A 25,091-nucleotide genomic window follows, 5' to 3' on the forward strand; every position below is an offset into this window, starting at 1 on the left:
AAAAATCAAAAAATTAAAAGTAAATCAAAATGAAAACAATAAACAAAATTTTAGTAGGATTAACATTGCTGATAGTATGGTCAGCCAGTGTTACAGCTCAAGAATTAATGGTAGAAGCAGTATCTTCTGTAAGCGTTGATGAACTGCCTGAATACGTGGTTGTTACTTCAGAGAACACCAAACTTATTGGGGGAATCAATATAAACATCGATTATAAAAAATCTACTTATGAAAAGGTTTTAAGGGAACTTGAATCCTTACTTCAAAACAAGAAAAAACTTCGAATCAGAAATCAAACCGATTTATTGAACGCGATGTCCAAACTTGGCTTTGAGTATGTCAATGCCTATAATGGTAAGGAGAACAATATAAGTCTTAGTTCAGGAAAGGATGTAGAAGTCATCGGTGGTCAGGCCAAGTACCGTGTTAACATGGTATTCAAAAAGAAGGATAAGTATCAGAGTTGATCTAAAGAAGAAACGAAGACCAATGAGCACAAACAGCTTACGATTGAGCTCATTGGTTTTTAATTTGATGAATGCCTGTAAACCCTACCAACCGACCGATGAAACCAGAGAGAAAACTAAGCCTACAAAACATTTACATAATCATGGGAATTTCAATGGTTTTTGGGCTTTCATATAACTACTTCTTCTATTCACATACGTTTATAGAGTTTTTTGAGGCAGGTAGTATAGGTGTTATTTTAGGTCTGCTTATTGGAGTTTTGGAAGAGTTTGTTTTCAAAAAAGCATTTCATAAAATTTCTTCTCTAGCTGTAACCATAATTAGGTCATTGTTATACTCTTTGCTTATAAGCACCATTTTGGCCTTGGTATTGGCTATCGAAAATGTCTTTAAATATAATACCAGTTATTCAGAAGCAGTAATTCAATATCTGATCGGCCCTGAGTATAGACGAGATTTTCTATTTAGTTTGTCGTTTATTGCTATAACACTCTTTTTACTGCAGATTATACACCTCATCGGGAGGGCCAATTTTTTAAGATTATTTTTTGGAATGTATCGTCAACCACGTGAAGTTTCTAGATTGTTCATGTTTCTAGACCTTAAAGGTTCCACGTCCATAGCTGAAAAATTGGGCAACAAAATGTACAGTACATTTATAAGGGATTTCTTTAATGATATTTCCGATGCCATTATTTTGTTCAAAGGAGAAATCTATCAATATGCAGGAGACGAGATAATCTTGGTATGGCCTATAGGAAAGAATAATTTGAATGCCATCCTATGCTTTTTTAAGATGGTGGAAATCATTAAAAAAAAGCACAATGAGTATCTTACCAAATATGGCATCATTCCTGAATTTAAAGCGGGCATACATACCGGAAAGGTTATCGTAACGACCGTTGGGAAACAAAAAAAGGAAATCGTCTATCATGGCGATGTTCTGAACACCACCGCAAGAATTGAAGGAAAGTGTAATGAGTTGCAACAAAAACTATTGGTTTCAGAAAATATATTGCCATTTCTACAAAAGGAAAAAGACTATTATATAAAGGTAAAAGGCGAAATTCAACTTAAAGGTAAATCACAAAAACTTCCGCTTTATGGAGTGCAATTAGCGACCCAAAGACAATTTTTGCGTTAGTTTCATTGTTTCAAAAATGCCCGTTTTAAGGGAATGTGAAGCTTAAACAGATTCTGACCTATATCTGTGTGCCATTTTTGGTCTTTTTTAATAGTTTCAATAAGTGACGTTTTATGGCACAGTATAAAGTTATTTGGAATTAGGTCAACACGGTTTACGAATAGATAATTGTAGATTGAATTGTTGACGAATTCATTGAAATCAATTAAAACTGTAATCTTGGGCAAAAACAACAAAACCCTGCATTTTCATGTAGGGTTTTCGCTTTAAGTGACCGCGGCAGGATTATCCATGATTTTCCCTAGCGCTACGCGCTGAAAATCAAAAACCCACAAAATCAAAAAAGCAAGCTTTAATATTTTGCTTGCTTTTCGATTTATTCGTGACCGCGGCAGGATTCAAACCTGCAACCTTCTGAGCCGTAATCAGATGCGCTATTCAGTTGCGCCACGCGGCCTTTTAATAGGGGTGCAAATATATTTCTTTTTACCTTTACTACAAAACCACTTAATCTAAAATTGCTAATGGATTTTGAGTCCTATATCCGTGATGTTGCGGACTTTCCAAAACCGGGTGTGACTTTCAAGGATATAACACCACTCCTCAACAATACCAAAGCACTAACTGCGGCATCCGATGCTCTATTGAATATGTTGGAAGGTGTCCATGTGGATAAAGTTGTTGGTGTAGATAGCCGAGGTTTTATTTTCGCGCCAATGCTTGCTTCTAAACTTGGTGCGGGATTTATTCCTGTACGAAAAAAGGGAAAACTACCCTACAAAACCCTCTCTGAACCCTATGATTTGGAATATGGTACGGATATTCTTGAAATCCATTCAGATGCCATTAAAAAGGGCGAGAAAGTTTTGGTCCATGATGATGTTTTGGCGACTGGAGGTACCGCACAGGCGGTCTGTAAACTGGTTGAAAAATTAGGTGGAGAGGTAGTGCAGTGCAATTTTTTGATTCAGTTGGCTTTCCTTGATGGAGCGGAAAAACTGAATGGATATCCCATCCGATCCTTGTTGCGTTATTAATCCAATGCTCTTGTGGTAACGTAATAACGCCAACCAATAATAGCCAACTGCAACTTTGAAGCTTTTGCTGGATCTAGACCCTTTTTAGTAAAAGAGGGCAATACCGCTTTATTGATTTTGGCCAATATTCTATAAAACATCATACTAAGTGTTGGTGTTGCAAATATAACCATCCTTGTGTAACGAGTTGATAGCAAAAAAGAAAGGGGGCAAAGCCCCCCAAGAAAAATTAAAAAAACCTAACAATTAACTATTTTCCTTAATCCAGTTGTCGATTTTGTTTTCCAATAAGGCTAAAGGCACACATCCGGTTTCTAAAACTTGGTTGTGGAATTGCCTTATATCGAAGTTAGCGCCCAACGCATCTGAAGCTTTATTTCGAAGCTCCCTGATTTTCAATTGACCTATTTTATAGGAAAGGGCTTGACCCGGATTCGCCATGTAGCGCTCAATTTCAGAGGTTATGGATGCTTCGGATTCAGCCTCATTGTCCAAAGAGTATTGGATGGCCTGCTCTCGAGTCCATCCCTTGGAATGTAAACCGGTATCAACGACTAAGCGAATGGCTCTGTGCATTTCTGCGCCAAGCATGCCAAACAATTGATATGGATCTGTATATAGACCTAATTCTGTCCCTAATGATTCGCAATACAAGGCCCAGCCTTCACCATATCCGCTATACCACAATAATTTTCTGAATTTGGGCAATTCCGTACTTTCTTGGGTCAAGGAAATTTGATAATGATGTCCAGGTATTGCTTCATGCAAAAAGAGGGATTCATCTGAGTATACATTGTATTTCGTTACGTCAGGAATCGGCGTGTAAAAGATGCCTGGTCTTGTCCCGTCCAGTGAGCCCGGATTATATTCTGCACTTGCCGAGCTTTCCCTGAAAGCCTCAGTACGTCTTACTTCAAAAGGGGTTTTTGGTTTTACATCAAATAACTTTTCAATTTGCGGTTGCATGCGGTCATGAATGGCATTGAAGTTATCAATGACCTCTTGAGGATCTGTAAAGGGCATTAAGTCCTTATTGTTTCTAACGTAATCAAAAAAGGCCTTTAAGTCCCCTTCAAATCCAACCTGATCTTTGATTTTTTCCATTTCTGACCGAATACGGGCTACTTCGCTTAAGCCCAATTCGTGGATTTCAGCTGCAGTCATATCCGTTGTGGTGTAGCGCTTAATTTGGTGTGCATAATAGGCGTCACCATCAGGTTCTCCTTGGATTCCACTAGATTCACGTCCTGCATCCATATACTCGTTCGCCATGAATGTATGAAGGTTCTCATATGCTGGAACAATGCGTTCCAGAATCATGCTTTCGTATGCATTTGTCAATTTTTCTCTGTCCGCTTCAGAAAAATCCGCGGGCATATTCTTGATGGGGGAAAAGAACAAGTGTTGGTCTACGTTTTTTACGGTTTGCGACTGCAATTGTGGTAACACTTTCTTAATTAGGGATTTGGGAAGGACGTGTCCGGATTCCATGCCTTGTCGCATCCGCTCTTGCGCACTGGAAAGCCACGCCAAATAGCCATCCACTCGTTTCATCCAATTTTCATAATCTTCTACCGTATTGAACGGTTGCGCACTGGAGCCACTAGCCAATTGTCCCATAAAAAGGTTGGGGGACCACATTTGGTCTATCGGCGTAAGATTGGCGTTGTAATTGAATTCATTTAAATTAATGTCACATTCCCATTGTAAAATGGCTTTGCTCATTTGCTCACTTGAAGAAAGTTGATCATCAGGAAAACTATCGAGTTTGGCCTTATATGTTTCGTAATATGCTTTTACTTTCGCAATATGATCGTCAGCAAGTGAATTAGGGAAACTATCGTCGTATCTGTGGTCACCAGCCGTTGTTGCGTTTATTGGGGATAATTTGAGGCCATCTTCATAATAGCCATCTAAAACTGCTGTAAATTCAGCTTTTAGGTTTGGGGAAACTTCAGTTTTTGGTTCGCTCTTACAGGATTGAAGTACTGCAATCGACAGAACCAGAATTGTTATTTTTTTCACTTTTTATAGATTGATTTGTTACAAAAATGTAAAATAATCAAATCGTGAATAGCAACTCTAGATCAACTGCTAAAGTTTTGATAAAAAAATACCTCGCCATTTGGCGAGGTATTGCAACTAAGGTTCTACTTCTTTGGATTGCTCATCATCTGTTTGGCCAAATCAGCACCAATTAATGATTCCAGCAAATTGTTGTCGTTACTTTTACCATCAGAACCTTCAATAAAAATTTCGGGTAGACGGAGTTCTTTTAATTCCCTGGCAACACCGACCGAGGTTTTATAGTCCCATTCAGCACGCTCTTGAGGGGTAAGACCGGCATTTACAAGTTTGGCATTTTGGTAAGCCTCAGCATCAGCAGCCACTTTTTTACTTTGTGCCTTGTATTTTTCCACCTCAAATTGCTTCTTCTCCTTCACAAGATTGAACTCCGCAACTTTAGCTTCAGTTTCCGCTGCAATGGTCTTCTGGATCTGCTCTTTTTCCAGTCTGGCTCTTTCTGCGGCCTTTTCAGCTTCACCTCGTGCTTTTTCTTTTTGTGCACGGTAAAACTCACGCTCCGCTTGTTGTTTTTCCAATTGGGTTTGCGCAACTTCTTCCTTTTGCAACTGTAGGCGTTTGTCAAAAGTTGTTTCCCAGTCGATTTCTGTTACCACCGCTTGTACCACAGTTAAACCATAGGCCTTAAGCGAATTTCCCTCTTCGCGAATAGGTTGTCCATTTTTGATTTTGATCCGAAACCGCTTTTGTTTCGTTTCCTTGTTCACCACCGTCCGAACCGTAGTGGAATCGCCAATGATTTCCTTGTTCTCCATAGCTGAGTACTCTTCTAGTACATACATTCCATTTTCCAACTGATCCTTGAAATAGCGGTCAAAGTCTGAAGCTTGACCTGAAATGTAATCCTGCGCGTCCATAAGCTTACAGGTGTTTTTTATGGACTGATCAATATTTGGAATGATACGTGATCTAATTAGGTTTTTTTCAGTTTTGTTGCGATCTGCCACTGATAAGAACTGCGTTTGATCGTCCGTATTGATACTGATAACTACGGAGGTAGCAATTCTTGCTTTTACTGCATCACTGAACGCCCAATACTTGGCAGCGTCAACGTTAGCGTATTCACTCTGCTCTCCCAAATCACCTTCGGAATTGGGAATAACATATTTAATGGGCAATTCAAATTGTATTGGTATTAATCTACCCCACATCTTGGTATGAATGCCTTGTCTGAAGACAGCTTTTTGACCTCCCCAAGGATATTGTACGGCGTAGGCGGTACCTGGCTCAGCATAGAAAAACGTCCCGGTTACCACACTCATCAAAATACCGACACCTATGATTTGCAAACTTCGCTTTGGATTAAACCATTGCAATAGTTTACTGGTTTTAAAGATGGGTTTTGCAACCAGGGTAACAATTCCTAAAAGTATTATGAGTATTCCTAATGTTATAAGCATAGCGATTGGTTTTAAAGGTTAAACAAAAATTACAGTGATGAGCTGAACGACCAGCATCACCAAAAACTTTACAATTGTGATCATTGAAATGATTGATTTTAATGGTTGAAAATGATGTAGTTAACCGGTTACTTTTTTTAAGATAAAATGATGGAAATCATGTTTCCAAATTTTTGGGGCAAAATCAATACAATTGCATACATAATTGTAGTTAAAAAAATGATATAGGATATAAATATGATTCGAAGCTCTACGATAAAGTAATAGTATGTAAGGTTATTGTCAGTATACTATAAGAAATTGTAATAATTGTAGGGGTCTTTTTGGTCTGATTTTAAAAACTAAGGGCGAAAACCTTCAAAAATTGAGCGTTTTTGAGGATTTCGTTTGGGGGTGGATAAAAAAAACGGCCCCATATGGGACCGTTTTTAACTGTCAAAAACGAAGAAAATTAACTATTGATTACGCTTTTTTGTAGTGATTTCCACTACGCCATTTTTTGCTTTCTTACCATATTTTTTTGTCGCACTTTCGCCTTTCAGTACTTCAATGGTTTCTATATCATGGGGAGTTAATTTTTCGACTTCTTTTTTTGTGGTTTTTTTACCATTGACATAAAAGAGTGGCTTATCGGTACCATCATAATTAAATATTAGATTCCTGTCGTTACCGCTAAATTCCATCTCATCATGTTGGTCACCATGTTTTATCATGATGTTATTCTCGGTGTTTCCATCTTCGGATAATCTTTCAATAATAACATGCCCCTCTTTTTCGGTATCGTGATTCATGTCTTCATGAACTTCAACATTGTGCCCATTTTCACTATCCACTCGCACATTAACACTAGCATGGTTGTCTGCGGAATGTACTTGGATGTTCTTGTATGATGAATTTCCGAAAGACACACTGTTTGAAGGGCCATCATAATACATGGAAATTGGGCTGATAGGTGAATTAGAGTTAGAACTGTAACTACCTGTGAAGTTATCACCATCTTTTCCACGACCACTTATGTGCAAGTCAATTCCTATGATTTCATTGTTGGAGTTGTGGACTACTGTATAGGAGAAATCAACGTTTTCTTTCTGCAAATCAGATTTGATACGTTCTAGTTCCGCATCAGAAGTATCTTTATCAATGACAACACTAATAGAATTGTCCTGCGCAATGTTGGGATGAACGTTGTCTTGGGCTATTTCATTTTTATACACAGTTTTGGTGTTGAATGCCATAAGGAAAAGCGTGAGGGCAGGAAAGACTACCAGCATTTTAAGCATTCTAGTTTTTTTGGAGTGATTTTGATTTAACATGACTATTCGTTTTTTGATTAATGAACTATAAAATGGATTTGCAAGTGTCATGGATTTTGGGCCCATCACTTGCTTTAACATTAGGTATTGATAGAATGTTTTGCCTTCACCTGTTGTACAACTTTTCGCATCTGCCAGAAATTCCAGATTTTGTTTTAGGCAAGTCCGGTATAACCAGACCAATGGGTTAAACCATAAGAAGATTACTAGAGATTCCATTATTAGGATGTCTAGACTATGGTATTCCCTGGCATGTACCTTTTCATGGGCAATAATAGATTTCAACTCACTGGGGTTAAAGGTGTCTTTGTGATAAAACAAGTATTTGAAAAATGAAAACGGGGATATGGTTTTTTGGGTCTGAACGTGATAAAAAGACTGTTCCCTTAGTAGTTTGCCATTTGTAATCATATGATTAATGGTCCATAACTGTACCAAAAGACGTAAGCCGAATACAAGTACACCCGCCAAATAGAGTACCAAAAGTGTTGTATTCCAATTAAATGTTGAAGGTGCTGTTGATGTTCCCGTTGTAAGAGCATTATTGATTGTTGCTCCTGAAAACAGATTTGAATCCAAGATTACGACTTCAGTTATGGAGATGAAAGGGGCGAACAGGGCAAATGCAATTCCGGATAACAGAAACCAACGGTTGCCATCAAAAAAAGTCTCTTTTTTCAAGAAGATCAAGTAGCATCCTAAAAAAAGCAACAGGATGCCAGATGATTTCAGTAGATGTATAAAATAGGGTTCCATTACTTTTTCTTTTCAATGAGTTCAATAATTTCCTTTAGCTCTTCCACGGATATCTTTTCTTCCTTGGCAAAAAATGATACCAAACTTTTATAGGAATTGTCATAGAAATCAGCAATTGTTGTATTGATGAACTTTTTACGATATGCTTCTTTGGTAATTAGGGGATAGTATCGATGTGTATTTCCAAAAGCCTCATGTCCCACATAGTTTTTTTCCTGCAGGTTTCTTATTATGGTGGATAGGGTATTGTAATGGGGTTTGTTACCCTCCATTTGTTCCAACACCTCTTTTACAAAAGCCTTTTTCAGCCGCCATAAAATTTTCATTACTTCTTCTTCCTTGTTTGTTAGTTTTTGCATGGTGGTTCAATGTATGTTCAATGATGCTTTTTGCTGCTCAAGTTTTGTTACAAAACCGAATAATTGATGAATTTCAACCAAACATACTATTATAAATTTAGTTATACAACTATAAAAATAGTTAATTAACTAAATATTTAGTTTTTATTTCGGTTGTAAATCATCAACTGTCATAAAATCTTGGTCTATATTTACGCCAAAATTTACTGGATTGGAAGATTTCTTCTTTATACTCTTGGGGCTTGTTTTGTTAATTGCAGGAGGTAATTGGCTGTTAAAATCAGCAGTTGCACTTTCCTTGAGATTAGCCATACCAAAAATTGTCATTGGGATGACTATTGTTTCATTTGCAACTTCTGCACCGGAACTCATTGTAAGCATAAAGGCTGCTCTGGAAGGTTATCCTGATTTGGCTTTGGGAAACGTTGTTGGTTCCAATATCGCGAATCTGGGATTGGTCCTTGGTATCACGGTAATTCTAGGTAGTATTGATGTTAGGAAGAGCTTTTATACAACGGATTGGCCGGTAATGATGGTAGCTTCGTTGTTGTTTGTTGGTTTCATCTTTTTCGATGGAACGCTACAACGGTACGAAGGAGTCATATTTGTGGTGTTATTGTTTTTGTTCCTAGTGTATTTACTTCGATTTCAAAAACAGGCAGTTGAAGATGAGATGCCGGAAGATGACGAAATGCTACCGTTATATAAGACCGTACTTCTGTTGGGAATAGGTGGGACTGCCTTATGGGGTGGTTCGGAATTGTTGATTGATGGTGCCGTTGGAATGGCCTCCAACATAGGAGTCAGCGATCGCGTCATTGGCATCACAGTTGTATCAGTTGGGACCAGTATTCCTGAATTGGCAGCTTCTGTTATAGCGGTTTTGAAAAAGGAGAAGGCTATTTCCCTTGGCAATCTTATTGGGTCCAATATTTTCAATTTATTGGCCGTTTTGGGAGTCGCCTCGATAATTACACCAATTTCGGTGGTTGATCAGGGATTGTTGACCAATGACATTTTTTGGATGCTTGGTATTTCATTCTTGATACTTCCGTTGGTGTTTTTTCCAAAGGGACTACGATTGGGGTGGAGAGATGGGATAGTGTTATTGACCTTGTATATAACCTTTGTGTTCCTTACCATAAATTAAGAAACCGCCCTATTAGGGCGGCTTCCTAAATATAATCAACAATTAATCTATGAGCTTATACGTCAGCTGACTTAACAGTCTTGATAATTCGGCCTGCAATTTTGTATGGATCACCATTAGAAGCTGGCCTTCTATCTTCTAACCATCCTTTCCAACCTTTTTCAACAGTTATAATCGGAATTCTTATCGATGCACCTCTATCCGAAACTCCATATGAGAAATCGGAAACGTGGGCTGTTTCGTGTAATCCAGTTAAACGCTCATCATTGAATTCACCATAAACATCGATATGTTCATCAGTTACAGGTCTGAAGGCTTCACAAATTTTCTCGTAGATTTCTTGCGAACCACAAGTTCTTAATGTGGTGTTCGAGAAGTTTGCGTGCATACCAGAACCGTTCCAATCTCCTTTGACAGGTTTTGGATGGTACTCGATATAATAGCCATACTTTTCAGTCAACCTATCTAATAAATAACGAGCTATCCAAATCTCGTCACCAGCTTTTTTAGCGCCTTTGGCAAACAATTGAAACTCCCATTGGCCTGGTGCAACCTCTTGGTTGATACCTTCAAAATTTAAACCAGCTTCGATGCATAAATCAGCATGTTCTTCAACCAAATCCCTACCCCAGGTGTATCTTCCGCCAACTGAGCAATAGTATTTACCTTGTGGTCCAGGGAAACCTCCCCGAGGAAAGCCTAAAGGTAAATCTGTTTTGGTATCCATTAAAAAGTACTCTTGTTCAAAACCAAACCAGAAATCATTATCATCATCATCAATTGTCGCCCTTGCATTTGAATCATGGGGTGTTCCATCTGCATTTAAAACTTCGGCCATAATTAACCAGCCATTTTTTCGTACTGGGTCTGGGTAAATGGCAACAGGTTTCAAAAGACAGTCAGAAGAACCTCCTGAGGCTTGTTCTGTAGAAGAACCATCAAATGACCATATTGGACAATCCTCCAGTTTACCACTAAAATCATCTTCAATTTTAGTCTTACTCCTCATGTTTTGAGTTGGCTGGTGACCATCCAACCAGATGTACTCTAATTTAGATTTGCTCATAATTACGGTAATTATTTGTTCTCAAATTTTCAAGTGACAAAAATAAATGTTTAAAACAATATTATGCATTTTATAGGGTTAAAATGTCAAAATAGTCTATAAATTTAAACGAACCCCTAAAATTTATGGGGTATGCTGATAAAAAAGTAAAATATCAATCATTTATTATTAAATTGTTAATTGTAGTTTTGTATTTCAAATACATTCAAGCATGTCAAGAACCAGATTTGATGCATTAGCAGAAAGCAACAATCGAGAATATACCACAGTAGAGGAAACCGGAAGACGCTCTCAACTATTTGGACAACAGGTTTTCAACGAAGAAAAAATGCTTCAGTTTCTTACTAAGGAAGCACTGGAAAAAGTAAAGGCCGCAATTTTTCAAGGAACCAAAATCGACCGTAAAATTGCCGATCAAGTTGCAGAGGGGATGAAAGCTTGGGCGTTATCCATGGGCGCTACCCACTACACGCATTGGTTTCAGCCACTAACAGGCTCTACTGCTGAAAAACATGATGCTTTTTTTGACATACTTTCTGACGGAAGGGCGATGGAGAAATTTGGTGGGGCACAGTTGGTTCAGCAAGAACCAGATGCTTCTAGCTTTCCTAGCGGAGGTATTCGCAATACGTTTGAAGCAAGGGGCTACACAGCTTGGGATCCCACTTCTCCGGCCTTTATCTATAAAACCACACTTTGTATTCCTACCATATTTGTAGCCTATACGGGTGAAGCATTGGATAACAAGGCACCGCTCTTACGCGCCTTACATGCTGTGGATGAAGCGGCCACTGGTGTTGCCCAGTATTTTGACAAAAATGTGAGGAAAGTACATGCAACCTTAGGATGGGAGCAGGAATATTTCTTGATTGATAAGGCCCTTGCCGAATCACGATTGGATTTGATTATGACTGGCAGGACGATGGTCGGGAATGCTGCTGCGAAAGGTCAGCAATTAGACGACCATTATTTTGGTGTTATACCAAGCAGGGTGCTTAGTTTTATGAGTGATTTGGAGAAACAGTGCACTAAACTCGGTATTCCGGTAAAAACTAGGCATAATGAAGTAGCGCCAAATCAATTTGAATTGGCTCCTGTTTTTGAAGAGGCCAATTTATCGGTGGACCATAACCTACTGCTAATGGATGTTATGGAAGAAATAGCCGATAGACATCATTTTAAGGTGCTGTTTCATGAAAAACCATTTGCTGGAGTAAACGGATCTGGGAAACATAACAATTGGTCATTGGCCACAGACACTGGTGTCAATTTACTGAGTCCAGGGAGCACGCCAATGAAAAACCTACAATTCCTTACGTTTTTCGTGAATACCATAAAAGCTGTCGATACATACGAGGAATTATTGCGTTCGTCAATTGCCTCGGCAAGTAATGATCACCGGTTAGGGGCCAATGAAGCCCCTCCATCCATTATTTCCATATTTATTGGTAAACAGTTGAGTGATGTTTTGGACGAACTGGAAGGTGTTTCCCAGGGAAAACTGTCGCCACAAGAAAAAACAGAGCTTAAACTAAATGTAGTAGGTAAGATTCCAGAAATCTTATTGGATAACACTGACAGAAACCGTACTTCACCATTTGCTTTTACAGGAAATAAATTTGAAATGCGAGGGGTGGGTGCCAAAACGAATTGTGCTAAACCCATGACCGTTTTAAATACGATTGTTGCTAAGCAATTGACCAGTTTTAAAAAGGAAGTTGATGCCTTGATTGACAAGAAAAGTCTGAAAAAAGATGAAGCAGTTTTCAATATTTTGCGGGAATACATCAAGACTTCAAAACGTATTCGATTTGATGGCGATGGATATGGTACGGAATGGCAAGACGAAGCGAGACTAAGAAAGCTCAGTAACAATAAAAATACCCCGGAAGCGCTGCAGGTACTAACATCCAAAGAAAGTATCGCTTTGTTCAATGAGATGCAGGTGATGAGTGAGGTAGAGCTAAAGGCGCATCAAGAAGTGGAATTGGAAGCGTACATCCTGCATCTGCAAATTGAAGGTCGCGTGCTAGGTGAAATGGCATATAATCATATCATTCCAGCCGCAGTACGATATCAGAATGTCCTTTTGGAGAATGTTACTGGATTAAAGGAAGTTTACGGCGCCGCATATAACAAAGTGGCCGAAAACCAATTGAATATTCTGGAGCAAATAGGTGAACATCTCTCCGAAATCAAAAAGTTAACCGATGAAATGACGGCCAGTCGCAGACGTGCAAATGGTCTTTCCACAATTAACAAGCGAGCACAAGCATATTGTCAAGATGTAAAACCTTATTTTGATTCTATTCGAGAACAATCGGATAGTTTGGAGAAACTGATATCCGATGATTTGTGGCCTCTAACGAAATACGCTGAACTCTTATTTAAAAAATAACCAGACATGGCGTTGGATTTAAAAGATATTGAAAAAGCAAAATCCCGTATTTCAAAATTTGTTCACCAAACCCCAATTCTTACATCAGAACTTTTAAACCAATGGTTGGGGCATGAAGTGTATTTCAAGGCAGAGAATTTTCAAAAAATAGGTGCCTTCAAGGCTCGGGGTGGTTGCAATACCCTTGCTTGGTTATTGGAAAACGGTGAGCCACCTGAACGAATTGTAGCCAATAGTTCTGGAAACCATGCCCAAGCAGTGGCTTTTGCGGCAAGACAGTTTGGTATTCCCGCCACTATATTCATGCCTGAATACGCGTCAAAAGTTAAAATACAAGCTACAAAGTCCTATGGGGCCAAGGTAGTACTAAGTGAAACTAGGGATATCACTGATGTCAAGGTACGAGAGGCAGCTAATGAACCTGGAACGTATTGGATTCCGCCGTACAATCACAAACAGGTAATCTGTGGTCAGGGAACCGCGGCATTTGAAGCCTTAACTGAATTGGAGGCAATTGATGCCATTTTTGCACCATGCGGTGGTGGCGGATTAGTTTCTGGAACCTATATTGCTACTAAAGGACTGTCATCCAAAACAGAAGTACACGGTGTTGAACCATTAAATGCCAATGATGCAGCAGAATCATTGCGGACAGGCATCATTCAAAGACTACCGGGGATTCCAAATACCTTGGCTGATGGTGCCATGACGATGGCTGTTGGAGATATTACATTTGAATATTTGAAGCGTCTTGATGGATTTCATGAAGTTTCTGAAGCGGATATGGTGTATTGGACCCAATGGCTGACCCATCTCCTGAAATGTAGAATTGAACCTACCAGTGCAATGACAATGGGCGGGGTCGTACATTGGTTAAAAGGAGTTTCGACCAAAAAAAGAATAGTGGTAATACTCTCTGGCGGAAATGTTGACCAACCTACTACCAATAAAATCTGGGAAACGGATTACATGGAGCATTCCCCTGCAGAATTGTTGTAAATCCGGATGACATAAAACCCAGTTTCCCTATTTTTGCCGAAAACCTGATTATGTCCTCAGAAACTAGCAAAAGATACGCCCAAAGAGGGGTTTCGGCATCCAAGGAAGATGTTCATAATGCCATTAAGAACATTGATAAAGGACTCTTTCCGAAGGCTTTTTGTAAGATAGTACCGGATTATCTAACCGGGAGTGAGGAACATTGTCTGGTGATGCATGCGGATGGGGCTGGAACCAAATCTTCGTTAGCGTATATGTACTGGAAGGAAACCGGGGATTTATCTGTTTGGAAAGGTATAGCTCAGGATGCCTTGATAATGAATGTTGACGATTTGATCTGCGTTGGGGCTACCGACAACATTATGCTTTCTTCTACCATTGGCAGAAATAAGAATTTGATTCCAGGGGAGGTTATTTCCGCTATAATCAATGGTACTGAGGAATTGATTTCGGATTTATCGGAACATGGAATCACAATACATTCTACAGGAGGTGAAACCGCGGATGTAGGGGATTTGGTGCGGACCATAATTGTGGACTCCACGGTTACTGCAAGAATGGAACGTAGCAAGGTTATTGATAATGCCAATATTAAATCGGGAGATGTTATTGTGGGCTTGTCTTCCTATGGAAAAGCATCCTATGAATCATCGTACAATGGTGGAATGGGGAGTAACGGATTGACTTCGGCAAGACATGATGTATTTTCAAAATATTTGGCCGAAAAATACCCAGAAAGTTTTGATGAATCAGTTCCTGCTGAATTGGTGTACTCAGGCAGCACCAAGCTTACAGATGCTGTTGAAGAGGCACCTCTGGATGCTGGAAAATTGGTACTTTCGCCTACGCGTACTTATGCACCAATTGTAAAACGGATTTTATCAAAATACAACACAAAGGATATCCATGGTATGGTGCATTGCAGTGGCGGTGCACAAACCAAGATTTTGCATTTTGTGGATAACCTACATGTGATAAAAGACAATCTGTTTCCGGTGCCACCCTTATTTAAATTGATACAGGAACAATCCGGTACGGATTGGAAGGAAATGTACCAAGTATTTAATTGTGGACATCGATTGGAATTATATGTAAATCCAGGTATTGCCGAAGATTTGATATCTATATCCAACGAATTTGATGTGGAAGCCCAGATTATTGGTCGTGTAGAAGATGCAACTTCCAAAAAGTTGACCATAGAAAGCGAGTACGGCAAGTTTGAATACTAGCATACGAATCCAATCAAAATAGCGTTCTTTCTATAAACCCCACGCTATGGAAAGAAAAGATTTTTTACGAAGTATAGGAGCAGGTGCTGCATTTGCCCTTACGTTTCCTTGTTTGAATGGATGTTCAACAGATTCCGAAAATTTAGAACAGTTCCCTGAACCGGATGGTGTAGATTTTATTGTGGATTTAACTTCCTCAGATGCGGCTCCTTTGGCGAACAACGGTGGCTTTATATTGGTAAAATCAATACCAAGCCTTGGTTATACCGATATTGTTGTGGCTAGGAACTTGGAAGGTAATTTGATTGCCGCAAGTCAGATTTGTAGCCACCAACAAACAGAAGAAGTACGTTTTATCTCCGAAGATGGAGGTATTTTTAGATGCTCTACCCACGGTTCCAGATTCGCGCAAAACGGTACACCTCTCAACTCTGTTACCAGCAATCCATTACGAGTTTTCAATACTGAGCTTAATGGTACCGACCTTAGGGTTTTTGAATAATTCCAAATCTTTAAATAAACCATGAAGAAAGTACTGACCTTTTTATTCGCAGTAGTGACTTGTGGAATTCAAGCGCAATGGCAAACAAATTATGATGAAGCTTTGGCCATGGCCAAAAATGAAAACAAACCTATTGTTTTGGTGTTTTCCGGTTCGGATTGGTGCGGCCCATGTATACGATTGAAAAAAACAATTTTAGATACGGATGCCTTTAGCGAATATGCCTTAGAGAATTACGTGCTTTACAACGCTGATTTTCCACGAAAAAAGAAGAATCAACTTGATGATGATCTATTAAGCCAGAACAAAACACTTTTTGCGGAATATAACCCAAAAGGATATTTCCCATTAGTTGTGGTCCTGGATGAACAACAAAATGTTTTGGGTAAAACAGGATACAATAGACGGAATTCCGTACAAGATTACATTTCGTTAATAGATGGCTTCATAGAATGAGGAATGTCCTGGTTCTTTGTGTAACATTTTTTGCGCTGTTGTCATATGGGCAACGGCAAGAGGATGTTACGGTAAAAAGGGTCATGAAATTAATGGGTACGCGATTCGAAATTACCGTGATTGCGCCCAACGAGGACATTGGATATATAAATATAGATGAAGCCGTATCCGAAATAAAACGGATAGAGCGCATTATTTCCTCTTGGGATGAAGCTTCTGAAACATCCCTGATAAACATGAATGCTGGGATACAACCGGTAATAGTCAGTGCTGAGTTATTTGGGCTGATAGAACGAGCTAAAAAAATATCAGAAATTACAGATGGTGCTTTCGATATTTCCTACGCATCCATGGATCAAATCTGGAAGTTTGATGGTAGTATGGAAGGTTCACCAAAAGAATCCGAAGTGCAAATGGCAATTTCCAAAATAGGACACGACAAAATCATTTTGGATTATGATAAGCGTACGGTTTTCCTTTCAGAAAAGGGGATGAGGATTGGTTTTGGTGCCATTGGTAAAGGTTATGCAGCGGATAGGGCCAAGGAACTATTGGTTTCAAAACAAGTAAAAGGTGGGATAATCAATGCTTCTGGTGATCTTACCACCTGGGGAACAAAGATTACTGGTGAAAAATGGTTAGTTGGTATTGCCAATCCCCTCAGCAAAGAGAAAGTGTTCAGTTGGTTGCCTGTCGTGGAATCTTCTGTGGCAACAAGTGGCAATTATGAGAAGTTTGTTGTGTTAAATGGTGAAAAATATTCCCATATCATAGATCCGAGAACAGGTTATCCCACGAAGGGAATCCAAAGTGTATCCGTTTTTGCGAAATATGCGGAGTTATGTGATGCTCTGGCAACTGCTGTCTTTATTATGGGAAGAGACAGCGGTATACATCTTATAAATCAAATTGATGGCGTGGAGGTGGTCGTTGTAGATTCGGATAACAAAGTACACCGTAGTACAGGGATATTGTTTGATAATAATCCATAATTTTAAATATGGGCAGAGTCTTTCTTGTAGTCATCCTTTTAATTTTCGCTAGCTCCTGCGTGGTGGTTAGGGAATATGATAAAATATACCTCACTGATGCTGATATGATATTAAGTGCAAGGCCCTGTGAGCGTTTCGAAACGAATTTTCAATTGTATAGAGAGGGTTCAGCTGGTGCCAACGGCGGAAAAACTGGAGGCGGATGTGGTTGTAACTAGCATCTGCTGAATTGTCAAAATAGTTCCATGGGTAAGAGACACCAAATTAGCGGCAAGGGACTTGGAATTTCCAAGGGTTATCTACTTTTTCTGTTTTTGCTTGTGAACACCATGTTAATTGCGCAGCAATCGAATACTACCTATTCTAAAAAGGTTTTGGAATCCACCGAAATCGACATGCTTTTTAGCTTCTATGAACAAGAAGGAAATAATGCTGCTGTGACCGGTGGGGAAGGAACTGAAGAATTAACAGATGCGACTTCCAGTTTGGTATTACGGATGCCCATGAACGAAGACGGTGTCCTTACAGTGGATGTTGGCTTATCTGCTTATACTTCTGCTTCTTCAAGTAATGTAAATCCGCTTGATGGTAGTAATAGCAATGCCACACCTTTTGATGCTTCGTCCGGAGAATCCAGAAAGGACTTATTGGCCTATATTAATCCGTCTATTCAATTTAGTTCGGCGGATCGCAATACGGTTTGGAGTGCTAACCTGTACTTTTCCAACGAGTACGATTATACATCTTTTGGTATTGGGGGTAGTTACACCAGACTTTTTAACGAAAAAAACACGGAGTTTTCAGTGATTAGTCGTGTTTTCTTGGACAAGTGGAATGCCATTTATCCAATTGAATTGCGAGACGGTTTCTTTGATGACCGTATTTCAGGTAATGGGACGTATAATCCCAATTTTGTTCCATTTGTTGGTGAATCCAGAAATACCTATTCCTTATCCTTCGGATTATCCCAAATTTTGGGTAAACGCCTCCAAGGTGGTTTGTTTGTGGATTTGGTGTCTCAGGAGGGATTGCTAAGCACCCCATTTCAGCGTGTCTATTTTGGAGATACAGAAGCATTTTTCATAGATGATTTTCAACTGGCTGATGACGTTGAGCGATTACCGGAAAAAAGATTGAAGATTCCTGTTGGTGGTAGATTGAACTATTTTTTGAATGATGTAGTGATTCTCAGAACGTACTATCGTTATTATTGGGATGATTGGGGCCTTACCTCGCATACTGCAAGTATAGAGGCGCCTGTAAGGTTATCTGATAAATTTGTGTTGTTTCCTACCTATCGATTTTATACCCAGTCTGCTGCGGATTACTTTTATGCAAAGGAAGTCGCGTCTTCCACGTTTCAGTTTTATACCTCGGATTACGATTTGTCGGCATATGATGCGCATCAATATGGCATGGGTATCCAATACAAGGATATTCTGGCGAATGCTAAACTATTAACCTTTGGATTGAAAAGTATTGATCTTCGATTTAATCGTTATGACCGCAGCGATGGGCTCAACGCTTACATCATCACTTTAGGTACCACCTTCGTTGGGAATTAGCACAGTTTCCTGCCTGAAACAATCCAATCAAAAATTGTAAATTCGCAGCTTAACGCGGATTGATTTATGCTAGACAAGCTCAACATTGTAAAACAACGTTTTGATGAGGTTTCTGACCTTATTATCCAACCCGATATCATTGCAGACCAAAAACGCTACGTAAAACTCAACAAAGAATACAAGGATTTAAAGGTACTTGTAGACAAAAGAGAGGAATACATTGGATTTACCAATAACATTACGGAAGCTGAGGAAATCATAGCCGATGGAAGCGATAAGGAAATGGTGGAAATGGCCAAAATGCAGTTGGATGAGGCCAAAGAAGGGTTGCCGAAGTTGGAAGAAGAAATAAAATTTCTTTTGATACCCAAAGATCCTGAGGATGAAAAGGATGTTGTAATGGAAATCAGGGCTGGAACTGGTGGTGATGAAGCCAGTATTTTTGCTGGAGACCTCTATCGGATGTATGCTAAATATTGCGAATCCAAAGGGTGGAAGACCAATATTATGGATTTAAGTGAAGGCACTAGTGGGGGTTATAAGGAAATCCATTTTGAAGTGAGTGGCGCGGATGTCTATGGCACCCTAAAATTTGAAGCTGGAGTGCATCGTGTGCAACGCGTACCACAAACCGAAACACAAGGGAGGGTACACACCAGTGCGGCAACGGTTATGGTAATTCCGGAAGCAGAGGATTTTGATGTTCAGATAGACCCCAAAGATGTCCGAATTGATTACTTCTGTTCTTCAGGCCCAGGTGGTCAGTCTGTAAATACCACATACTCTGCGGTACGTCTTACGCATGTTCCAACCGGATTGGTCGCACAATGTCAGGATCAAAAATCGCAACATAAGAATAAAGAGAAAGCTTTTAAAGTGTTACGATCCAGATTGTACGACTTGGAATTGGCCAAAAAACAAGAAGAGGATGCTGCTAAGCGTAATTCACAAGTAAGTAGCGGTGATCGTTCAGCAAAAATTAGAACTTACAATTACCCACAAGGTAGGGTTACGGATCACAGAATAGGGTTGACGCTCTATGATCTTCAGAATATCATCAATGGAGATATCCAAAAGATAATTGATGAGTTGATGTTGGTTGAAAACACTGAAAAATTGAAGGAAGCTTCTGAGATTTTTTAAATCCAATTTAAAGTACGTCCTGGTTACTACCATTACCTCCTAGAATCAAGAATGAAAATAGAACACTTAATAGCCCAAATCAAATCCAAGAATTCCTTTCTCTGTGTGGGATTGGATACGGATTTGGATAAGATTCCTGAACATTTACTAAAAGAGGAGGATCCTATATTTGAATTCAATAAGGCAATAATAGACGCTACACATTCCTATTGCGTAGCCTATAAGCCAAATATTGCGTTTTATGAGGCTTATGGCATTGCGGGGTGGCGGTCCTTGGAAAAGACCATGGATTACTTAAATGAAAAACATCCTGATATGTACACGATAGCAGATGCTAAACGTGGGGATATTGGAAATACTTCAACACGCTATGCAAAGGCGTTTTTTGATACCATGAATTTTGATGCGGTGACCATAGCTCCATATATGGGGCGTGATTCTGTTGAGCCGTTTTTGACATTTGAAGATAAGCATGCGATTTTATTGGCATTAACTTCCAATCAAGGGGCTTTTGATTTTCAAACTAGAACTACTGAGGGCTTGGAGCTCTATAAACAAGTCTTGAAAACTTCTAGGGACTACGAGAATTCAGAACGTTTAATGTATGTTGTAGGCGCTACGAAAGCGATTTATCTAAAGGAGATAAGGGAAATAATACCAGAAAGTTTCCTGTTGGTTCCTGGGGTAGGTGCGCAAGGGGGAAGTTTGCAGGAGGTCTGCAAATATGGTATTACTAAGGATGTGGGACTATTGGTGAATTCGTCAAGAGGTATTCTTTATGCTTCTCAGGCCAAAGATTTTGCCAACAAAGCGGCACAACAAGCCAAAACCATCCAAAATGAGATGGAAATGGAATTGCATAAACGCTTTGGAGATTAGCCTAAGTTTTCCAAGACCTTCTGAATGCTTTGGGCTTTGCGCTTAAAAAATTCACCCAAATTGGTATTGATATAAGCGGCATCAGCAGCCATTTCAATAAATTGTTGGTACCTGAATTCCAAAACCGAGACTGCCTGGGCCCCGCTGGTGATTGGGGTAACTGCCCCAACTTTACAATACTGATTTTTCATAACTAAGATTTGTTATAACAAAGATACGTTCAAAAACAGGCTTTGGATTATTGGTTTGTAGTGTATTCAACTAAAAACCAGGTACTTTATCTAAAATTTAACAGTGTAGTCCAGTTACATTCAAAAAATTGGGAAAGTTTAATAAATAGGTTAAAGTGATCATTAGTGCAAGGACTGAAAAGATAAACAGCCTACCGTATGTATTGATGACTAATTCAACTGCACCTATGTAGACCGACTATTATAGGAAACGATAGACTGCTTATCCTTTAAAGTAATATGTAAGTTGTATTAAGAAGGCTAACCCTGATAAACCTTTACCATTGCACAATTATTTTAATTAATAGCGCATTACGCTTTTTTGATATTGAGACGGCGTAAGCTGCGTATCTTTTTTAAAAGCCTTATTGAAAGTCACTTTGTTGTTATAGCCAACCTCGTAGGCTACATTTATAATATTCAATCTTCGCGCTTTGTCCTCCAATAAGAGTTGCTTTGCTTCTTGAATTCTGTACATATTCACAAATTCATGAAAGCTCACTTCAAAGTGCTCATTGATGATCTGTGAGGTATTATGTCGTGTGGTGTTTAATCGCTGGGCAACCATGTCCAGATTTATATTGTTTTCCTTATAAATTTTCTCTTCTCCAAAAAGAATCAACAAATTCTGTTTGAGTTCAAGCGATAGACTGGGAGTAAGCCCGGATTTTTGGTATTTAGGAAACAAGCGGTTCGTATAGGCATATGCACCACTGAAGACATCGGGTTGAATGTTGGCGGAATAGCCAACATATAAAACCATCATGGCCATTGTAGCTACCGAGATATCAAATAGTGCCCCGGAATTAAACTGATTGGATATTAAAATACCGTATCCGGTATACGTAATTACATAAAGGATATGGATATGATAGACGTTTTTTTGCCATATCAGCTTCTTTTGCTGTAATAGTTTTTCTTTTCTGCCCTTGCGGTATACCCTGCCGATGAAATATCCATATACAGTTAAGGATATGATTTTTAAAACTACCAATAGAATCAACCTGTTGGAATCCTGTGGGTTTAACCCATTTTGGATACGCTGTAACATCAATTCTAATTTGGTGTCATGACTGTTTAGATAAATATTGATGGTTAAAAAACCAAGTAGAATTAATGTGGGTGTCAAATGAAGCAAGTCCCGCAGCTTTAATTGATATTTCTGTAAAGTAGATTTGAAATATAAATACAATAAAGGACCATATAGAAAGGACGCCCAAGTCGTCATCAAATAGGTGTGTGGATATTGTAAGTTATAGCTCGCACTATTAATGGCAATATGAAGTATGAAAAATGAGTGAAGGAAAATGAAAACAGCGATTAAGAAACGTGGAGTTCGATGTATTTGTTTGTTAAAGCAAATAATGATAACTACATAAAACCCTACTATGGCAACAAATAGATATATCAAGGACCAAATAGTTACTCTTGGAATAACCCGGTCTGAAATTGCTTTAAATTCTGAGGTGGTCCTTATGGGGTCAAAACCTTCATTAAGTAGAAAGTTAGGGTTGAATTCTTCTTGAAGGTATTCGTTTAGAAATTGCGTGGAAGCTTCCGGATGTTCTAGGGCGGCTTCACTTAATGCTATTCGTTTTAATATGTGAATTTTGTCTGCGGATGTATTCTCTAGATTTTTTTCATAGAGTGTTAGCGCTCGATTGTATCTATGGATGTTATAGTAGTAATCAGCCCAATCAAGGGAATCCTGTGCTGGGAAATTGAAAGATATGTTTTCGGGACTCTCCGGGATACGACTTGAGTTTGCCATACATAATGTGCACGACATTACAAGCAGTAATATGATAGTACCGAACCGACCCATGTGATGATTAGTGAATTAGCCTCCCTTGAAATTACCAATTATGTAGGGTCGAAATGTTAAAAAAACTTTAAAAACCGTAAGCCCCGATAATAACTTACTTTTAGAATCAAATGATTTTGTTGGTTTAATGTTGGAATTTATTCATCGATCCTAATAATTCGATAAACGAAAAAACCGGCGCACGCGCCGGTTTTAAACTAACTAACTCAAAAAAATGCTAACTCAGATAACTTGCTACAAAACTCCGTTTTAACCTTTGGATCAAGGTTAACTTAACTTTAGGAATTTGTTAAAATTGTCTTGTTTTGTTGTGATAATAACGAATAATCCTGAATCTTATTGCATTATTATGAAAATTTTATAATTAATCTTGCAAAGCAAACACCTTTTTTAACAATTCAGTGGTTCTAGACGCAATTTTTGTGCGAATTTCCTTCTCTTCCACCGCTATCATTTTATAGACGCCGTCCAAAGCTTCCTTAGTCGTATAGTCTGTTAAATCGGGATTTACATCCGTAGTCAAGGGTAGGGCATTATACTTGGTAATAATGTTTCTCCAGACCACATCAGCACCTACTTTTTTAAAGGAATCTTCGATTACAGGATTGAATTTATTGTAAAGTCGTGTTTCTGTAGTCCTCCTTAAATATGCCGTAGCCGCATCATCAGAACCCATAAGAATATCACGTGCGTCGGCAAAGCTAATGCCTTTCACAGCCTCCACAAATACGGACATTGCGTTGTCCACCGCATCTTCGGCAGCCCGGTTCAGTGCTCTTTCGCCCTCGTCGGCCAAATTTCCTAGGCCAACATCACGTAAGGTTTTCTCAACTTTTTTTAGTTCCTCCGGTAGTAGGATTTTTGCCAGTTGGTTTTTAAAGAAACCATCTTTTCCCGCCAATTTGTTCACCTGCCTTTCAATACCTTGGTTTAATGCATCTTTTAAGGCTTGGGCAATTTCAGCTTCTCCAATAGTGGTTCCTTGAGGCAATTGATTGACTACTTGTTGTAGCTCGTTACATCCCATTAATTGGAATAATAGGACGAAACATAATAATCGTTTCATGTTTCAGTGTTTTATAGTTGAAGATAAGTTACGGTTTAACGTCCTAATATCAGCTAAATAACACCTATTTTTTAGGAAAAGATTACGGTCTTATTATTGTAAACGATTGTTTTACGGGCAACATGAAGATGAACTGCTCTGGATAACACAATCTTCTCCAAATCTCTTCCTTTGGCGATAAAATCCTTAATGGAATGCGAATGTGAAACTGTGGCTACATCCTGTTCTATGATTGGTCCTGCATCCAATTCTTCCGTAACATAATGGCTAGTTGCTCCAATAATTTTTACCCCTCTCTTAAATGCTGCATGATAAGGTTTGGCCCCTGCAAATGCGGGTAAAAACGAATGGTGGATATTTATGATCTTATGCGGATATACATTGATAATAGTAGGGGAAACAATTTGCATATATCTCGCCAAAACAATAAAATCAATTTGATGCTCAGCTAACAATTTTAACTGTTCTTGTTCCGCTTCACTTCGGATATCTTTCGTAAATGGCACATAGAAATAAGGTATCTCAAATTGCGCGGCAACATAGCTGAGATCGTCATGATTACTCAAAATAAACGGGATTTCCACCTCTAATTCCCCAGAATTGTAGCGACTTAATAAATCATAAAGGCAATGATTGTATTTGGATACGAATATGGCCATTTTTGGTTTAATACCATCTTCATAAATACTCCATTCCATCTGATATTCATTGGCAATGTTATGCTCAAAATCTGTTCTAAAACTGGTCAGGGAAATTCCATTGGTAAACTCGCTTTCCAATCGCATAAAAAAGACGCCAGCCTCCTTATCAACGTGTTGGTCCAAATAAACGATATTCCCATTTTTCAAAAATAAAAATTGGGTCACGGAACTTATTATTCCCGCTTGATCCGGACATGATATGAGAATGGTTAGTTTCATTGATAGTGTTTACCTCGTAAAATTATGATATTCAAAAAAAGGATACCGAGTTGGAGTGAATTTTTATAAAATTCGAAACGAAACCTTATTTTACCTGCATTTTCTGTAA

24 protein-coding genes and 1 tRNA gene are annotated in these 25,091 nt (G+C 38.9%); 14 read left to right on the top strand and 11 right to left on the bottom strand.

The annotated features are described in order from the left end of the window. The first annotated feature begins 29 nt into the window (after positions 1-29). Positions 30-467 carry a hypothetical protein gene (locus tag M3P19_RS01400; RefSeq protein WP_249655826.1) on the top strand — a complete coding sequence of 146 codons (438 nt, stop codon included), beginning with the start codon at positions 30-32 and terminating at the stop codon, positions 465-467. 143 nt (positions 468-610) lie between these two features. Then, positions 611-1,612 (top strand): adenylate/guanylate cyclase domain-containing protein, encoded by a 1,002-nt coding sequence (locus M3P19_RS01405; protein WP_249655827.1) that lies wholly within the window; start codon positions 611-613, stop codon positions 1,610-1,612. Positions 1,613-1,995: 383 nt separating this feature from the next. Here the strand turns inward: M3P19_RS01405 and M3P19_RS01410 are convergent. Next, positions 1,996-2,069, bottom strand: a tRNA-Arg gene (locus tag M3P19_RS01410). 67 nt (positions 2,070-2,136) lie between these two features. Between M3P19_RS01410 and M3P19_RS01415 the strand changes: the two genes are divergently transcribed. Next, on the top strand, positions 2,137-2,649 hold the full coding sequence (locus M3P19_RS01415) for an adenine phosphoribosyltransferase (RefSeq protein WP_249655828.1): 513 nt from the start codon (positions 2,137-2,139) through the stop codon (positions 2,647-2,649). On the opposite strand, the gene M3P19_RS01420 is transcribed toward M3P19_RS01415, so the two are convergent. The 5 genes from M3P19_RS01420 to M3P19_RS01440 all read right to left on the bottom strand — a co-directional run bounded on the left by M3P19_RS01420 (position 2,646) and on the right by M3P19_RS01440 (position 8,562). Next, complete coding sequence (locus M3P19_RS01420; RefSeq protein ID WP_249655829.1) at positions 2,646-2,822, bottom strand: SsrA-binding protein; 177 nt, start codon at positions 2,820-2,822, stop codon at positions 2,646-2,648. The genes M3P19_RS01415 and M3P19_RS01420 overlap by 4 nt on opposite strands. A 73-nt stretch (positions 2,823-2,895) precedes the next feature. Then, positions 2,896-4,674, bottom strand: a complete 1,779-nt coding sequence (locus M3P19_RS01425) for a DUF885 domain-containing protein (protein ID WP_249655830.1) — start codon at positions 4,672-4,674, stop codon at positions 2,896-2,898. 125 nt (positions 4,675-4,799) lie between these two features. After that, complete coding sequence (locus M3P19_RS01430) at positions 4,800-6,134, bottom strand: cell envelope integrity TolA family protein (protein ID WP_249655831.1); 1,335 nt, start codon at positions 6,132-6,134, stop codon at positions 4,800-4,802. Positions 6,135-6,589: 455 nt separating this feature from the next. Continuing rightward, entirely contained in the window at positions 6,590-8,128 is a 1,539-nt protein-coding gene (locus M3P19_RS01435) for a M56 family metallopeptidase (protein WP_249655832.1), read from the bottom strand. Positions 8,129-8,202: 74 nt separating this feature from the next. Then, positions 8,203-8,562: a BlaI/MecI/CopY family transcriptional regulator gene (locus M3P19_RS01440; protein ID WP_249655833.1), complete on the bottom strand. Its 360-nt coding sequence runs from the start codon at positions 8,560-8,562 to the stop codon at positions 8,203-8,205. 211 nt (positions 8,563-8,773) lie between these two features. On the opposite strand from M3P19_RS01440, the gene M3P19_RS01445 reads away from it, so the two are divergent. Beyond that, complete coding sequence (locus M3P19_RS01445) at positions 8,774-9,712, top strand: calcium/sodium antiporter (RefSeq protein WP_249655834.1); 939 nt, start codon at positions 8,774-8,776, stop codon at positions 9,710-9,712. Between the two features lie 55 nt (positions 9,713-9,767). Here M3P19_RS01445 and M3P19_RS01450 read toward each other — a convergent pair whose 3' ends face one another. Continuing rightward, positions 9,768-10,778 carry a glutamine synthetase beta-grasp domain-containing protein gene (locus M3P19_RS01450; RefSeq protein ID WP_249655835.1) on the bottom strand — a complete coding sequence of 337 codons (1,011 nt, stop codon included), beginning with the start codon at positions 10,776-10,778 and terminating at the stop codon, positions 9,768-9,770. A gap of 211 nt (positions 10,779-10,989) precedes the next feature. Here M3P19_RS01450 and M3P19_RS01455 point away from each other — a divergent pair, with 211 nt between their 5' ends. From M3P19_RS01455 to pyrF, 10 genes are all read left to right on the top strand, one after another. Next, positions 10,990-13,176 (top strand): glutamine synthetase III family protein, encoded by a 2,187-nt coding sequence (locus tag M3P19_RS01455; RefSeq protein ID WP_249655836.1) that lies wholly within the window; start codon positions 10,990-10,992, stop codon positions 13,174-13,176. A 6-nt stretch (positions 13,177-13,182) separates the two neighbouring features. Next, positions 13,183-14,175, top strand: coding sequence for a serine/threonine dehydratase (locus M3P19_RS01460; RefSeq protein ID WP_249655837.1), 993 nt, complete (start codon positions 13,183-13,185; stop codon positions 14,173-14,175). 50 nt (positions 14,176-14,225) lie between these two features. Continuing rightward, a complete protein-coding gene (locus M3P19_RS01465) occupies positions 14,226-15,404 on the top strand; it encodes an AIR synthase related protein (RefSeq protein WP_249655838.1) in 1,179 nt (392 codons plus the stop codon). Positions 15,405-15,450: 46 nt separating this feature from the next. Beyond that, positions 15,451-15,906 (top strand): QcrA and Rieske domain-containing protein, encoded by a 456-nt coding sequence (locus tag M3P19_RS01470; protein WP_249655839.1) that lies wholly within the window; start codon positions 15,451-15,453, stop codon positions 15,904-15,906. Positions 15,907-15,927: 21 nt separating this feature from the next. Next, complete coding sequence (locus M3P19_RS01475; RefSeq protein WP_249655840.1) at positions 15,928-16,362, top strand: thioredoxin family protein; 435 nt, start codon at positions 15,928-15,930, stop codon at positions 16,360-16,362. Continuing rightward, entirely contained in the window at positions 16,359-17,354 is a 996-nt protein-coding gene (locus M3P19_RS01480; protein WP_249655841.1) for an FAD:protein FMN transferase, read from the top strand. The genes M3P19_RS01475 and M3P19_RS01480 overlap by 4 nt, the downstream gene beginning before the upstream one ends. Before the next feature lie 8 nt (positions 17,355-17,362). Continuing rightward, positions 17,363-17,572 (top strand): DUF4266 domain-containing protein, encoded by a 210-nt coding sequence (locus tag M3P19_RS01485; protein WP_249655842.1) that lies wholly within the window; start codon positions 17,363-17,365, stop codon positions 17,570-17,572. Between the two features lie 27 nt (positions 17,573-17,599). Further along, the gene (locus M3P19_RS01490) at positions 17,600-18,919 is read left to right on the top strand and encodes a DUF3570 domain-containing protein (protein WP_417953205.1); all 1,320 of its coding nucleotides are present in this window, start codon (positions 17,600-17,602) and stop codon (positions 18,917-18,919) included. A gap of 66 nt (positions 18,920-18,985) precedes the next feature. Then, complete coding sequence (gene prfA / locus M3P19_RS01495) at positions 18,986-20,062, top strand: peptide chain release factor 1 (RefSeq protein ID WP_249655843.1); 1,077 nt, start codon at positions 18,986-18,988, stop codon at positions 20,060-20,062. A 51-nt stretch (positions 20,063-20,113) separates the two neighbouring features. Next, complete coding sequence (gene pyrF / locus M3P19_RS01500; protein WP_249655844.1) at positions 20,114-20,941, top strand: orotidine-5'-phosphate decarboxylase; 828 nt, start codon at positions 20,114-20,116, stop codon at positions 20,939-20,941. Here the strand turns inward: pyrF and M3P19_RS01505 are convergent. The 4 genes from M3P19_RS01505 to purU form a co-directional block, all read right to left on the bottom strand. Next, a complete protein-coding gene (locus tag M3P19_RS01505) occupies positions 20,938-21,132 on the bottom strand; it encodes a hypothetical protein (protein WP_249655845.1) in 195 nt (64 codons plus the stop codon). The genes pyrF and M3P19_RS01505 overlap by 4 nt on opposite strands. 340 nt (positions 21,133-21,472) lie before the next feature. Then, a complete protein-coding gene (locus M3P19_RS01510; RefSeq protein WP_249655846.1) occupies positions 21,473-22,960 on the bottom strand; it encodes a helix-turn-helix domain-containing protein in 1,488 nt (495 codons plus the stop codon). A 400-nt stretch (positions 22,961-23,360) separates the two neighbouring features. Then, positions 23,361-24,062, bottom strand: coding sequence for a DUF4197 domain-containing protein (locus M3P19_RS01515; RefSeq protein ID WP_249655847.1), 702 nt, complete (start codon positions 24,060-24,062; stop codon positions 23,361-23,363). A gap of 71 nt (positions 24,063-24,133) precedes the next feature. After that, positions 24,134-24,982, bottom strand: coding sequence for a formyltetrahydrofolate deformylase (gene purU / locus M3P19_RS01520; RefSeq protein WP_249655848.1), 849 nt, complete (start codon positions 24,980-24,982; stop codon positions 24,134-24,136). Positions 24,983-25,091: the final 109 nt, after the last annotated feature.

This window comes from Flagellimonas spongiicola (assembly GCF_023502425.1).
Lineage (GTDB): Bacteria > Bacteroidota > Bacteroidia > Flavobacteriales > Flavobacteriaceae > Flagellimonas > Flagellimonas spongiicola.